General features: G+C 47.6%; 10 protein-coding genes. 5 read left to right on the top strand and 5 right to left on the bottom strand.

The window, feature by feature from the left end; translation table 11 throughout:
• Positions 1-2 precede the first annotated feature (2 nt).
• From BLU47_RS12470 to BLU47_RS12460, 3 genes are read left to right on the top strand one after another with little or no spacing between them, the layout of a single operon-like run.
• Positions 3-1,532, top strand: a complete 1,530-nt coding sequence (locus BLU47_RS12470) for a peptide MFS transporter (RefSeq protein ID WP_091963349.1) — start codon at positions 3-5, stop codon at positions 1,530-1,532.
• Positions 1,526-2,443, top strand: coding sequence for an endonuclease/exonuclease/phosphatase family protein (locus BLU47_RS12465; protein ID WP_091963345.1), 918 nt, complete (start codon positions 1,526-1,528; stop codon positions 2,441-2,443). Before BLU47_RS12470 ends, BLU47_RS12465 begins: the two co-directional genes overlap by 7 nt.
• Before the next feature lie 27 nt (positions 2,444-2,470).
• Entirely contained in the window at positions 2,471-3,955 is a 1,485-nt protein-coding gene (locus BLU47_RS12460; RefSeq protein WP_255402191.1) for a DUF3943 domain-containing protein, read from the top strand.
• A gap of 258 nt (positions 3,956-4,213) precedes the next feature.
• Here the strand turns inward: BLU47_RS12460 and BLU47_RS12455 are convergent, their stop codons facing one another.
• Positions 4,214-5,836: an MFS transporter gene (locus tag BLU47_RS12455; protein WP_091963342.1), complete on the bottom strand. Its 1,623-nt coding sequence runs from the start codon at positions 5,834-5,836 to the stop codon at positions 4,214-4,216.
• Between the two features lie 111 nt (positions 5,837-5,947).
• Here BLU47_RS12455 and BLU47_RS12450 point away from each other — a divergent pair, with 111 nt between their 5' ends.
• Positions 5,948-7,729, top strand: coding sequence for a SpoIIE family protein phosphatase (locus tag BLU47_RS12450; protein ID WP_091963339.1), 1,782 nt, complete (start codon positions 5,948-5,950; stop codon positions 7,727-7,729).
• A 41-nt stretch (positions 7,730-7,770) separates the two neighbouring features.
• On the opposite strand, the gene BLU47_RS12445 is transcribed toward BLU47_RS12450, so the two are convergent.
• From BLU47_RS12445 to yidC, 3 genes are read right to left on the bottom strand one after another with little or no spacing between them, the layout of a single operon-like run.
• Positions 7,771-9,930, bottom strand: coding sequence for a dipeptidyl-peptidase Dpp5 (locus tag BLU47_RS12445; RefSeq protein ID WP_091963336.1), 2,160 nt, complete (start codon positions 9,928-9,930; stop codon positions 7,771-7,773).
• A gap of 17 nt (positions 9,931-9,947) precedes the next feature.
• Positions 9,948-11,411, bottom strand: coding sequence for a DUF1846 domain-containing protein (locus BLU47_RS12440; RefSeq protein WP_091963332.1), 1,464 nt, complete (start codon positions 11,409-11,411; stop codon positions 9,948-9,950).
• The gene (gene yidC, locus BLU47_RS12435; protein WP_091963329.1) at positions 11,408-13,279 is read right to left on the bottom strand and encodes a membrane protein insertase YidC; all 1,872 of its coding nucleotides are present in this window, start codon (positions 13,277-13,279) and stop codon (positions 11,408-11,410) included. The genes BLU47_RS12440 and yidC overlap by 4 nt, the downstream gene beginning before the upstream one ends.
• 237 nt (positions 13,280-13,516) lie before the next feature.
• On the opposite strand from yidC, the gene BLU47_RS12430 reads away from it, so the two are divergent.
• Positions 13,517-14,695: a DUF3078 domain-containing protein gene (locus tag BLU47_RS12430; protein ID WP_091963439.1), complete on the top strand. Its 1,179-nt coding sequence runs from the start codon at positions 13,517-13,519 to the stop codon at positions 14,693-14,695.
• 9 nt (positions 14,696-14,704) lie between these two features.
• Here the strand turns inward: BLU47_RS12430 and BLU47_RS12425 are convergent, their stop codons facing one another.
• Positions 14,705-15,094 carry a DUF1573 domain-containing protein gene (locus BLU47_RS12425; RefSeq protein WP_091963326.1) on the bottom strand — a complete coding sequence of 130 codons (390 nt, stop codon included), beginning with the start codon at positions 15,092-15,094 and terminating at the stop codon, positions 14,705-14,707.
• Positions 15,095-15,186 lie beyond the last annotated feature (92 nt).

The raw sequence follows: 15,186 nt of genomic DNA, 5'->3' as shown, positions 1-15,186 counted from the left end.
TTATGTTTGAAAACCAACCGAAAGGACTGTTTGCGTTGGCTCTTGCCAACACGGGTGAGCGATTTGGCTATTATACCATGCTCGCTGTCTTTGCTTTGTTCTTGAGAGCTAACTATGGATTGTCACCTGCACTGGCCGGCACCATCTATAGTGCGTTTCTCATGTTAGTTTATTTCTTCCCCCTCATCGGAGGTATCATGGCTGACAAGTTTGGCTTTGGCCGTATGGTGACAACGGGTATTATCATCATGTTTGCAGGCTATCTGCTGCTGTCAGTTCCTTTGGGGGGTGACACGGTAGCGCTTGTCGTCATGCTGGCAGCCCTGTTGCTCATTGGCTTTGGAACGGGACTCTTTAAGGGTAACCTGCAGGTGATGGTAGGTGACCTGTACAATGATCCACAATATAAGGACAAGCGTGACTCTGGTTTCTCCATATTCTATATGGCCATCAACATAGGAGCGCTGTTTGCTCCTACAGCAGCCATTAAGATTAAGGAGTATGCAGAGACTTCGCTGGGCTATTCCAGTAACGATGCTTACCACTTCTCATTCGCTGTAGCCTGTGCTTCGCTCGTGCTGAGTATAGCAATCTATTACCTGTTTCGTTCTACCTTCCGCCATACTGAGGGTGGCGTCAAGAAGAGCTCATCAACAGAAAGCGCTCCTGTTGAGGAGTTGTCTAAGGAAGAAACGAAGCAACGCATTGTAGCCCTATGCCTTGTATTTGCTGTGGTCATCTTCTTCTGGATGGCCTTCCATCAGAACGGACTCTCGCTGACCTATTTTGCCGATGAGTTTACGGCCCAGTCAGCTCAAGGCTTGCAGGCTATGTGTTTCGATGTGTGGAACTTGGTGGCTGTCATTTTCATTGTCTATGCCCTCTTCTCACTCTTCCAGTCGAAGACGGACAAAGGCAAGCTGATTTCGGGAATCGTCATTTTGGCAGCCTTGGCATTCCTTTTCCTGCAATATGATGGCGAGGGTGTTGTCACTGTTTCTGCTCCTATCTTCCAGCAGTTCAATCCCTTCTATGTCGTAGCACTGACACCGGTCTCTATGGCTATCTTCGGTTCGCTGGCAGCGAAGGGCAAAGAGCCTTCAGCTCCTCGTAAGATAGCCTATGGCATGATTGTCGCTGCTGTTGCCTATGCACTGATGGCCTTTGGCTCCTTTGGACTGCCTATGCCACAGACAGAGATGGGTGCTGATGGCAATCCCGTTGCTGTCCATGTAGCTGATGTCACCCCGAACCTGCTCATCATGGTATATCTTGTGCTTACCTTTGGTGAGCTGTTGCTTTCCCCGATGGGTATCTCCTTTGTATCGAAGGTTGCTCCTCCCAAGTACAAGGGTATGATGATGGGTGGCTGGTTTGTGGCCACAGCTATTGGTAACCAGCTCGTTGTGGTTGGTGGATTGCTGTGGGGCGCTGTACCCCTGTGGATATGCTGGAGCGTCTTCCTCGGTGTCTGTCTCGTTGCTGCAGTCTTTATGTTTGCGATGATGAAGAGACTAGAGAAGGTATGTTAAGTCTTCTTCTGACATCATGGCTGACACTCGTGGAACTGAACTGCGAGAATCTCTTTGATTGTCATCATGATTCACTGAAGCAGGATACCGAGTGGTTGCCTGCTTCAGTGCGTAAATGGACTCCTGCCCGCTATTGGCGTAAGGTGAACCATATAGGACAAGAAATCTTGTCGTGTCAGGAAAATGGTATTCCGGACCTCGTCGCTATGGTTGAGGTGGAGAATGACTCCTGTCTCTTTGACTTAACCCGTCGCTCCTTGCTCCGCCATGCCGGTTATGAATTCTTGATGACCGAGTCGCCCGATCTCCGAGGCATTGATGTGGCTTTGCTTTATCAGCCATTCTCCTTCCGTCCTATCTGTTATGATTTTCTTGCTGTCACTCCATTGGAAGGCATGCGTCCTACGCGTGATATCCTCTATGTGCAGGGGGAGATTATATCAGGCGATACCCTTCATGTCTTTGTCGTTCATGCGCCCAGTCGCTTTGGTGGCGAGAAGCAGACACGTCCCAATCGTCAGGTGGTAGCAGACCAGTTGGTTGAAGCCATCAGTCATTTATCTGCTCATGCTAAGGTTGTCATTGCTGGCGATTTCAACGATGGAGCGAATGACCCTGCCTTGCGTTTTCTGGAAGACCATGCACTGACGAATGTCAGCCGTGAAGCACAAGGCAGTCATGGGGCAGAGGGAACCTATCGCTATCAAGGACGTTGGGAGAGTATAGACCATATTTTCGTTAGTGCTGCATTGAGTGGCCATGTGTCAACAGCCTATATCAACGATGCCCCCTTCCTTTTGGAGGAAGACAAAAAATATGGAGGTGTTAAACCCTTCCGTACTTTCAATGGTCTTCGATATCAGCGTGGTTTTAGCGATCATCTTCCTTTGGTCGTACGTTTTCAATATTAATTGATTTTATTTGCCGCAGCATTTGTGATGATGAAGCTACTACATACGGTATTGTTCCTCTTGATGTCGTTGGCAGCGATGGCTCAGCAGACACCGATGGAAAAGGCTGATTCGACTATCTGCCCTGACTCTATTATGGCTCAGCCGCAGAAGAAGCATCCGTGGGTAGCGGCAGCAGCTGTAACGGCACTGAACACTAGTGTACAACTCTACAACCGTTATGTCACAAAGGAGGAGTTTGCCCAAACAACGATGCGTACCATCCGCGACAACCTAAACACAGGTTTTGTGTGGGACAACGACGTATTCATCATGAACATGTTTGCCCATCCTTATCATGGTAATCTATACTTCAATGTGGCCCGTTCTAACGGTATGAATTTCTGGGAGTCGGCACCTTATGCACTGGGTGGTTCGCTGATGTGGGAACTCTTTGGCGAGAAAGACCCGCCAGCTGTTAACGATATTATCACGACAACGATGGGTGGTATGGCTCTTGGTGAGATAACGCATCGTGTGAGTGACATCATTCTCGATGATCGTCAGCGCGGTTTCGGACGTTTCCTGCGTGAGGCGGCAGCCTTCGTTATTAATCCTATGAAGGGCATTGCCCGCCTGGCACGTGGCGATGCGTGGAGGGTCAAGAGTACACATTACAAGTATCACGACGCCCACCGTTTCCCTGTTAAATTCTCCATGTCGGCAGGTTGGCGATATCTGGCTGACAAGGGCAAGTTGACGGGTGGTGAAAGCAATCCCTTCATCGACCTGTTCCTTGTCTATGGGGATGCTGTGGATGGCGAACGGCATACAACTCCTTTTGATTTCTTCGACGTTGACGTTACCTTTGGTCTTAGTTCTAACCAGCCGTTCATCAACGACCTGCACATTGTTGGACGTTTGTGGAGTACTCCGATATTGGATAAGAACGGAAAACTGGGCGAGTTTGGCATCTACCAGCATTTCAACTACTACGATTCGAGTCCAGTCATTGATGGATCGGACCAGACACCCTATCGTATCAGCGAACCGGCAGCCTTGGGACCTGGATTTATCTTTGCTGGCGAACACCAGAAAGGTTTCATTTCCAGTTGGGAACAACGCCTTTTTCTCGATGCTATCTTGCTAGGTGGTACCAAAAGCGACTACTTTAATGTGCTGGAGCGTGACTACAACATGGGCAGCGGATTCAGTATTAAGACGAAGACGCACCTGGAGTTTGGCAATTGGGGGCGTTTCGATCTGCATGTCAAGTATTTCCGTATCTTTACATGGGTAGGTTATAAGAAGTCTGAGCTTAAGATAGACGATCTGCGCTATCTCAATGTGCAGGGCGATGAAGGTAATGCAGGGCTGTTTGTGGTTACTCCCATCTTCGAGGTCGACCTCTGGAAACGTTGCAGTCTTACCCTTTCCGGTTCCTATTATCATCGAAATACACGTTATAAGGAACACTCAAACAAGGAAGCTAAGACATTTGAGACGAAGGCTGGATTTACCTATTACTTTTAATCGAATCATCATTACACTAGTTTTCATTTCTCTTGGAGTAAATTTTTTTTCTTTCGGAGTATTTTAGCATACTCCGGAAGTATTTTTGAATAAGGAAGGGTTATTCATCAATAAGGCTGGGTTATTTCACAATAAGGCTGGGTTATTTCACAATAAGGCTGGGTTATTGCAAAATACCCCCCGCTTATTGACGAGCCCAAACAAAAGAATCGCTACCAGTGGATGATAGCGACTCTTTTTTCGTTTTGCATTTGGTGATTATGCCTTGATATTCGGCTCCTCGAGTCCGATACCTTTCTTCTTGTCAACCACCTTCAGCAACAGGCCTAACAAGAGGGCTGCTACACCCAGCGAGGCAAGCATGACGAGTGGCGCGGTATAATCGAACTGAGTGGGGTCGGTGACACCAGGGTTGGTGGCATCAAGCACCTTGCCGATGAGCAGTGGAAATAGCCAGAGACCGATGTTCTGGATCCAGAAGATGAGGGCATAGGCAGAGCCAATTACCTTGGCATCAACGAGCTTGGGCACAGAGGGCCACAACGAAGCGGGTACCAAGGAGAATGATGCTCCCAAGACCAAAATGGTGGTATAGGCAATGATGATACCTCCAACCGCATTACCCTTGAACATGGGCAATACAAAGGCGAATGTCAGGTGACATCCAATGAGCAGCAATGAACCCAGCACCAGCATGGTGGCTGCTTTGCCATGATGATCGAGATAACTGCCTAGGATAGGAGTGATGAGCACTGCCAACAAGGGGAATACGGCAAAGATAGACTCCGCAGACTGACGCATAAAGCCCATATAGCAGTAGGTAATCAGGGCAAGGACAGAGATGCACAACAGCCCATATCTCATATTAGCCTTTTTCTGGAAGTTAGAGGCAAAACCGGTTGCAGCCACCAGAAGCATGATGACGTACTGAATGATGGTCACGTCGGGTTTTGCCCAGAAAGAGTCTGCTGCAGGCAATGTCAGTGTCAGGTTGCACTGAAGCATGTTGACAGCATACTTCTGGAAGGGGAATATGGCAGAATAGTAGAGCACACACAGCAAGGCAACAATCCAGAAACCGCTGTCGGAGAGGATCTTACCGATGTCGCTGACCTTGAAGGGATCGTCTTTTTCTTCAGCCTCACCGGTCTGTGCGTCGAGTTTCTGATCCATGAAGAAATAGACGATGGTCATGATGAGCGCAATACACATCAGTACGACACCAAAGGCAACAGAGCGGCTAACGCTGACCTCACCACCCAGGCGGGCAAAGAAAGGCGAGAAGATCATACAGGTGGCAACACCCAGGCGGGCCAATGCCATCTCAGAACCCATTGCCAGCGCCATCTCACGACCTTTGAACCACTTTACGATACCTCTGGACACGGTAATGCCTGCCATTTCACAACCACAACCGAAAATCATAAAGCCGCAAGCAGCAAACTTAGCAGAAGCAGGCATGCCGGCATAGAAGGGTGAAACCCCTAGTTCGTCGAACAGCGGGATGTAGTTTAAGTTGTTGTTAAACCACGTCTCCAATCCGCTGCCAATGAAGCTGTCGCTGATTGCATACCACTTGACACAAGCACCTACCAACATGACAGCAGCTGAAAGGACCGCTGTGAAGCGAACACCCATCTTGTCGAGGATGATGCCTGCGAAAATAAGGAAGAATACGAATACGTTAAGGAATACCTCGGAACCCTGCATGGTGCCAAAGGCGGTAGAGTCCCATCCTCGTGTCTCCTGCATGAGATCCTTGATGGGTGAGAGAATGTCCATGAAGATATAGCTACAGAACATGGCCATGGCCAAAAGCAGTAGTGCAGTCCAGCGCATCGCTGCTGAGTCTCTCAACGTTTTTTGAATTTGTTGAACCATTTGAATTATTGTTATATTTTTATTTTTTTTGTGATTTTGACTGCAAAGGTACAAAAAAGTTCTTAGATTCTTTGTTTTACTGATGACTTTTCGTACCTTTGCCGATAAAGTATGAAGAAAGAGAAGATAAATTGGACCTATAGGTTGATTCATCGCGGGGGATGGCGCAATGTGGCGGTGGTTGCCGTCGCAGCCTTGCTGCTGGAGTTGGTGTCTGCACTTCAGTATTACTACTCACGTCAAATGCTGGAGAGTGAGATGGAACAGCGTGTATTGATGGATCTCGGTGTGAAGGTGCGTGACCTTAGAGCAACGCTGAACTCTGCCGAACAGACGTTGAAAGAGCATATTTGGGATGTTAGGAAAAGTCTGGAAACCCCCGATTCGATTACTAATACGCTGAGCCATGTGGTCAAAGTAAACGATAAGGTTGTGGGCGGATTTCTGGCTTTTACACCTTATTATTATAAAGAGAAGGGACGACTCTATGAACCTTATGTCTACGAGAAGAATGGGAAAATCATGACGGAGCAGCTTGGTGAGTTGGAGGGACACAATTATCTGGAACATCCGGGGTTCATTAGAATCATGAAGCAGCACGAACCTTTCTGGAGTGATCCTTATGAATACAAAAGTACATCGGGTGTACAGTCGCTGACAACCTATACCTATCCGTTGTTGGACAAGAATAATCGACTGATAGCTGCCTATGGACTCGATGTGTCGTTGTCATGGCTGGGTGACACATTGAATGCTCATCACCATAAAACATCGTCGTTCGAACTCTTCCTGACACCGAAAGGACAACTTGTAGGAGGTCCATCAGAGAAAATTGTCAGCAAGAAACGTCGTGACCAGGTAGTCATGCTCATTAACGACTCTACCGTTGACCATCTGTTGGCTGACGCTGACAATGTGAGGTATATCGAGTTCTACGACGATGAGAAAGAAGATAAGGCCTATATCTACTATCTGCAAATGCACCATGATCCTTTTTGGACGGTTGCGTTGGTATGCTACGACAGTGAAGTGTATGGTGGACTAGATAAAATTCGGAAATATAGCATGTTGTTGATGCTGGCGGGTTTCCTGCTGTTAGGCTTTATTATACATAGGATGATTAGAAACATCATCACTTTAAACCAGAAGGACATGGAGCAGAAACGCATAGCCGACGAGCTTCGTATAGCGAGCAATATTCAGCAGTCGATGCTGCCCAAGGATTTTCCACCCTTCCCCGACCGTACGGATATTGATGTGTATGGACAGTTGTTGCCTGCCCGTGAGGTTGGTGGTGACCTGTTTGATTTCTTCATCCGCAATGAGAAACTATTCTTCTGTATTGGCGATGTCAGTGGAAAAGGAGTTCCCTCTGCGATGATTATGGCACAGGCACAGTCGCTGTTCCGTGTGGCTTCGACGAAGGAAAGTAACGCTGCCCATATCATGCAGGCGCTGAATGAGATTTTGTGTCTTCGCAACAAGTCGAATATGTTCATTACTTTCTTCATTGGCGTGCTGGATCTGCCTACAGGCCGTCTGTCTTATTGTAACGCAGGTCATGACAAACCTGTCATTGTGGGCAAGGGACAATTGGATGCCAATCCTCATCTGCCATTAGGCGTATTTGATGATGTCAGTTTTAGTCAGCAGGAGATGATGCTGGAACCGGGTACGATGTTGTTCCTCTATACCGATGGACTGACGGAAGCTATGAATGTGCGACGCGAACAGTTTGGTTTGAAGCGTGTACAGGAAACCGTCGTGGAGAATGGCAGTTGCGAGGCTTTGGTGACTCATGTGACGAAGGCCGTTCATGACTTTGCGGAAGGAGCTGAGCAAAGTGATGATCTGACTCTGCTAGCCATACGTTATCAAAACAAAGGGGCATGACCAATTGTCATACCCCCTTGTTGTACATTTGAAAAGGTTGCTTATTTCAACCAGCGGTCAAGCCAGTTGAAGAAGGTGCGCTGCCAGAGTATGCCGTTCTGGGGCTTCAGTACCCAGTGGTTCTCGTCAGGGAATATCAGCAACTCTGCAGGAATACCTCTCAGGCGGGCAGCGTTGAAGGCGCCCATACCTTGGTTATAGACGATTCGATAGTCTTTCTCTCCGTGGATGCAGAGGATAGGGGTGTCCCATTTGTCGACAAACTTATGGGGAGAATTCTCGTAAGTCTTTGCTGCACGGCTGGTGCGGTTCTTATTCCAATAGGCATCGTCGTACTCCCAGTTGGAGAAGAATACTTCCTCAGTATCCGTATACATCGATTCCAGGTTGAAGGCACCGTCGTGGGCGATAAATGCCTTGAAACGCTTGTTGTGATGACCTGCAAGATAGTAAACGGAGAATCCACCGAAGGAGGCACCTACAGCTCCCAGTTTGTTGCGATCAACGAAAGGCAGTGAGTCTGCAGCGAAATCGATGGCAGACAGGTAGTCGTCCATGCACTGGCCTGTCCAATCACCGCTAATCTCCTCTTTCCATTCTTGTCCAAATCCCGGAAGACCATGACGGTTAGGTGCTACGACAACATAGCCATTTGCAGCCATTATCTGGAAATTCCAGCGATACGACCAAAACTGAGAGACTGGAGACTGAGGACCTCCTTCACAGAAAAGCAGGGTGGGGTATTTCTTGCCTTCTTCATAGTTAGCCGGTAGCATTACCCAGACAAGTTCTTTCTTGCCATCAGTAGTTGGTACCCAGTATTGCTGCATCTTACCGAACGTCAGTTGGTCGAGGATATGCTTGTTCTCAAAGGAAATCTGCTCAATCTTGGTCTTCTCTACATTCTTTCCCGGTGTCACCATATAAATGTCTGTCGGAGTGCTGAGGCTTTGACGAGTAGCCACTATGCGCTTGCCGTCGTTAGCCAGTTGCAGGGAAGTCCAGTCAGCCCAGTCTTCTGTCAACTGCTTTACTTCTCCTTTCCAATTACAGCTATACATGTTAGCGCAACCGTGCCATACACTGATAAAATAGAGATTGGCTTGCTTGTCATTCAGAGGAGCCCAGCAGAAAGATTCCACGTCGCTCTTCCAATTGATATAGTGTTTCCTGCCATCTTCCAACGAGTAAATGCAAAGACGGTTGAGGTCTGCCTCGTAACCATCACGAGCCATAGACTGCCATGCGATGAACTTACCATCAGGTGAGAACTGTGGGTTCTGGTCATAGCCAGGGTTGTTCTCCTGTGTGTTGCGATTGACAGCCTGGTCAGCCAAGGTGTGGCTGGGGTCGTACTTCGGAGCTACGTAACCCTCAGGCTTGCAGAGGTTCCGAGTCTCGCGCGTACCTATATTATATAAATAAATGTCAGCGTCAGTAGAAGTGGCATAGTCGATACCTTTCTTCTTTCGACAAGTATAGGCGATTGTCTTTGAGTCAGGGCTCCATGTCAATTGTTCGATACCGCCAAAAGGCTCCATAGGACATTCGAAAGGTTCACCTTCGAGGATATCCGTCATGTCTGTGGCAATCTTATCGCTACTTACTGAACAGAGGAAGGGGTGTTGGATACTCTCTACATAATGGTCCCAGTGGCGATACATAAGATCAGTAACGCGTCGACCTGTGGCCTTAGGCAGGTCGTCTGGATTCTTTTGGATGACCTCATTGAAAGGTATTGACTTGAGGATGATGACCTTCTGACGGTCTGGTGAGAACTTGAATCCTTCAACCTTTCCGTCGGTTTCAGACAGTTGCTTGCGCTCAGAACCATCAGGACGCATAGTCCATACTTCTCCCTTGCTCAGAAAGGCGATAGTCTGGGCGTCGAGCCATGTGGGATCGCTTTCGCTCTTGCTGCTCGTTGTCAGCTGGCGGTTGTTCTTTCCGTCGGCATCCATGATGCAGATAACCTGATGACTCTTGTTCTGCTTTACGCTATAATAGCCTACTTGATAGACCACCTGGCGACCGTTTGGCGAAGCTTCTACGGTGCCAATGCGTCCCATGGCCCAAAGAGCCTCAGGCGTCATCATGCGACTATTCAGCTTGATATGTTGTTTACCTATCACGTCGTTTTCAGCTGTTGCTGTGCCCAGCACCATCAGTGCCAGCACCGTTAAGGTTAGTATTCTTTTCATATCTCATCATTATTTCTTCATTTCTTTCTCACCGGGTCGCAGGTAAGCCCACATCCAAGCTTCTTGAAAATCTTACGGTCGACCTCGCTGAGCATGACAGTAGAGTGGACCTGACAGTCGCGCAGTTCAGGAAGTTTCTCCAAGGCACGTCTGCAAAGATCGTCGTTCTCAGAGAGCACGCTGAGGGCTACCAATACTTCGTCGGTATGCAGTCGTGGGTTCTTACCACCTAGATATTCAATCTTAGTCTTTTGAATGGGTTCAATCATCGACTGTGGAATGAGCTTGGCCTCGTGATCAATGCCTGCCAGGTGTTTGGTGGCATTAAGCAATAGTGCTGCAGAGCACCCGAGCAGGGGGCTCGACTTGGCTGTGATGAGAGTACCGTCAGCCAGCTCGATGGCGGCAGAAGTAAGGCCCGTCAGTTCTTGTTTGGCAGCTGCAGCAACCGTGACGCGTCGATAGGCTGTGCTAATCTTGGCCTGATTGAACAGCAACTGTATCTTATGAACCTCGTTGTCATTGTCAGCACCATCGGCCAGTTTGTTGGTGGCGTTGTAGTATCTGCGGATAATCTCATCGCGTGAGGCATTGCAGCACACCTCGTCGTCGCTGATGCAGAATCCCACCATGTTGACCCCCATATCGGTAGGCGATTTGTAGGGGTTGTCACCATAGATGCCTTCAAACAAGGCATTCAGCACGGGGAATATCTCAATGTCGCGGTTGTAGTTGATGGCAATTTTGTCGTAAGCCTCCAGGTGGAACGGGTCAATCATGTTCACGTCGTTGAGGTCGGCCGTGGCAGCCTCATAGGCGATGTTGACAGGATGCTTAAGGGGTAGGTTCCAGACAGGGAATGTCTCAAACTTGGCATAGCCGGCACGAATGCCTCTCTTGTTCTCGTTATATAGCTGAGACAGACAAACGGCCATCTTGCCAGAGCCAGGGCCTGGAGCAGTGACGATGACCAACTCACGTGAGGTCTCTACATATTCGTTCTTTCCGAATCCTTCGTCTGATGCGATGAGTTCCACGTTGTGAGGATATCCGTCAATCAAGTAATGAATGTAAGACTTGATACCCAAGCGCTCCAGACGATGACGGAACTGGTCAGCAGCCCGTTGTCCGTTGTAATGGGTGATAACCACAGAACCTACCATGAAGTCACGCTTCATGAACTCATCGCGCAGTCGCAGGACATCCTCGTCATAAGTGATGCCGAGGTCTGCTCGAATCTTGTTTTTCTCAATGTCCTCAGCACTGACCACGATAACAATCTCTAACTGGTCGCGTAGCTGTCCGAACATTTTAAGTTTTGAATCAGGTTTGAAACCGGGAAGCACGCGAGAGGCGTGATGGTCGTCAAACAGTTTACCACCTAACTCGAGGTAGAGCTTTCCGTCGAACTGAGCAATACGTTCGCGGATATGCTCTGATTGTATCTTCAGATACTTCTCGTTATCAAATCCAATCTTCATCTTCTTTTTCCTTTTTGCATTTCTTCAGCCTGCTTTTGCAGTGCTTCTAAGCGAGCGGCAAGACCAGACTGCTTCTTGGGGTTGTTCTTGTTGGCCTGATAGTTTGCTTCCAGAATGGCTAACAGCTTGGCATCATCTGTGGTCTTACGCAGGGTCCACATGATGGCTGCAGACATGAATAACGATACGAAATAGTAGAAATTCAAACCAGAACTGTAGTCGTTGAAGATAAAGAAGAACATGAGCGGCATGATGTACATCATCCATTGCATCATCTTCATCTGTTCAGCTTGGGCACCTACCATCTGGTCTTTCTGTTGCTGCATTGAGAACCAAGTATAGATAATTTGGGCGGCACAGAACAGGATACAGGTTAGGGACAGGTGGTCGCCAATACCCCAGATGTTTGTACCCCATTCGACGATGGGATCATAGGTTGACAGGTCGCTCATCCACAGGAACGACTCACCACGCAATTGGATGGCGTTGGGCACGAAGAAGAACATAGCCAGCCAAATAGGCATCTGGATAATCATAGGCAGACATCCTGAGAGGGGAGAAACACCATACTTGGAGTAGAGCGACATCATCTCCTGTTGTTTCTTCATCTGGTCTTCCGGCTTGTCGTATTGCTTGGTAGCCTCTTCGAACTTAGGCTTCAGCACGCGCATCTTGGCAGAAGACATATAGCTCTTCTTGACCATTGGGAAGGTGATGGCTTTCAGCAACAAGGTAATCAGAATGAGCACGATACCCATATTCAGTCCAAAGCCTGTCAACCAGTCGAATACATAAAGCGTGAACCAACGGTTGATCCAACGCAGCAGCCACCATCCCAGATCTACAAGCTGCTCTAGGTCTAGTTCCTTGCCAAACTGACTCTGCTCCTCAACAGCCTTAATCAGCCGGAAGTTGTTAGGACCGATATACATCTCAAATTCAGAGGGCTTGACACCTGTTGGGTCGAAGGATGTCTTCATCTTGGCATTGAAATGTTTGAGATAGCCAGAGCCTTTCTCGTCCTGGGTGCTAGTAAGTGTGGCGTTGGCTGCAAAGTCATCTTTCGAGATGAGAGCTACGCTGAAGAACTGGTTACGGAAAGCAATCCAATCCAATCGCTCTTCAACGGTTTCCGTCTTGTCTGACGACTCGCTTAGTTTGTCGGTGCCTCCTTTGGTTTCCTTATAATATAAAGAGGTGTAACGGCTTTCAAAAGAGAAACCCTTCTCTTGTTGGCGACAGTGGTCGTTCCATTCTATCTCCATCTCCTTGTAGGAAGGGGAGAAGAACTTGGATAGTCCCTTGGTTTGCAAGGTCATGTGCAACAAATAGTCCTGACCGAGTAGATAGCTAAGGCTAATGGAACCGCCTCCTGCTGCCAGAGCCGTCATCGTGACTGTTGAGTCTGTCTGCTCTGTGGGTGTGAAGTATAAGTCGTCAGAAACAATGTTGTCCTGTTTACCAGCAAGCATGAAATTCATGTTCTGGTCCTGCTCGTCGAACAGTGTCACATCCTGCTTGCCGTCAATGCTCTTGAAATTCTTGATAACGGCCTTTCGAACGACACCACCTTTGGTGTCGAGCGTCAGCTCCAGTTTGTCGTTCTTGAGCACGACTTTCTGTGAGGTACCACTCATGGCCTGATGGAAGAGAGCTGTGGTGTCATTGAGCGCCATAGAGTCGACAGCGGCCTGCTTGGCCTGTGCTGCTACCTGCTGTTCCTTGACAGCTTTCTCCTTCATAACCGTTTCAATTGAATCCTGTTTACGAGCGGCTTCAATCTCCTCTGCTGATGGTTGGTTGTACCAGCTGAAACCTATCAAGACTACAGCAATGAGGACGAAACCGATAATGGTATCTTTATTCATCTTTTACCTATTATTAAAATTACAAGGTGCAAAATTACAAAAAAAACTCCGAACACCAAAATAATTCTTAACTCTTAACTCTTAACTCTTAACTTTTTTGTATCTTTGCACTCGATTATGAGATACAAGTATGTTTTAGCTTTATGCTTAGTCCTGATAGCATTTGTTGATGCATCAGGTCAACGACGTAAAAAAATACTAACGAATCCCGATACGGCTCAGGTTGTCAAAGACTATATGGATTCGTTGACAGTACTTCGTCGTCAGCTTGATTCGTTGCAGCAAGTGAACAGTCAGTTGCGAACAGAATCGAGTGACGGGCGCTATCTGCGTCTGTTTGCCCCCACCACGTTCTATCATTCTGGGGCTAACAAACAGTTGTCGTTATCTCCCAAGATAGGAGACGAGGTGACTGATGCCGTTGACGCTGCGTTGATGAGTCTTTATATGCGGCGTCCGGATTTGGTAAAAAACGATGAAAGCCAGCTAAAGAAAGTCGGTTCCCTGCGTGATGATGTGAATACGGAACTGACACAGAAGGTGGAACTGGTGGAGATGGCTGCTCCGATACCTCAAGAGCCCCAAGCAGCTCCGGCTCCTGTAGCAGTGCTCATCCAGAAACCTAATTTCTGGAAGTTCAAGGGTGATGGATATTTGCAGTTCTTGCAGAACTACGTGTCAGATAACTGGCACAAAGGTGGTGAAAGCAATTATTCTGCTGTTGCTGCTGCTACGCTCGAGTTGAACTATAACGACAAGGACAAAGTTACTTTCGAAAATAAGTTGGAAATGAAATTGGGCTTCCAGACTTCCCAGTCGGATACCGTACATAAGTTCAAGACTAACAACGACCTGTTGCGTCTGACCAGTAAACTGGGACTACAGGCACATAAACGTTGGTACTATACCTTGCAGGTGCTGGCCTATACGCAGTTTGCCAAAGGTCTTAAAGCAAATGACGTTAATACCTACTCTGACTTTATGTCACCTTTTCATCTGAATGTCGGTGTCGGTATGGAATACAAGGTTGAAGCGTTCGATAAGAGGCTTACGGGAAGTTTGAACTTCCTTCCGTTGTCGTTCAACCTTGTCTACGTTGACCGCTTAGGGTTGGCCGAGAAAAATGGCATCTCCAGTGGAAGACATACTTCAGAGGATTTCGGTTCACAATTCACGGCTGATTTGAAATGGCAGATTGTTGACCAGCTTTCATGGAAGACACGCTTCTATGCCAATACGTCTTATCACCGCGCATTGGTAGAATGGGAAAACCAGTTCGAACTCAAGGTTACGAAATATCTTTCAGCCAACCTGTTTCTCTATCCACGTTTCGACGATTCTGGAACGTGGGATAATGACATGGGCTACTTCCAATTCCAGGAGTGGAGCTCCATAGGACTGAGCTATAGCTGGTAAGAGGAAAGATTATTTCGCTTCTGTCATGTCTCCCTCAATGTAGAGACGAGTCATTTCTACGGCACCATTGGTGCGAATTGTAATTGATTTTTTGAAGTGACCGGGGAACTTGCCAGCACCATTGTAAGTTACTTTAATTTCACCTGTCTCGCCTGGCTTGACAGGTGTTTTTGTGTACTCGGGTACTGTGCATCCGCACGAAGCAATAGCTTGGTTAACAACCAAAGGCTGCTCGCCTACATTGGTATAGGTAAACGTACATGTTACTTTAGGGCTTTTCTCAGAGAAAGAACCAAAGTCGTGAGTGGTCTTGTCAAACTTGATCTGAGCCGGTTTCTGGGCCATTGCCATCGTCAGACCGCACACTAACAATAAGGTAGAAAATATAAATTTCTTCATACTTTTTCTTTTTAATTGTCCATATTATAAGACGTTATTCAGCCGCAAAAGTAAACTAAATAATTAATATAGTTCTTATTTTGGTCGCTATT

Origin of the sequence: Prevotella sp. tc2-28 (assembly GCF_900107705.1) — a bacterium.
In the GTDB taxonomy this organism is placed as follows: domain Bacteria; phylum Bacteroidota; class Bacteroidia; order Bacteroidales; family Bacteroidaceae; genus Prevotella.
Note: the sequence above shows the minus strand (reverse complement) of the source record. Positions and strands in the feature narration are given on the sequence as shown.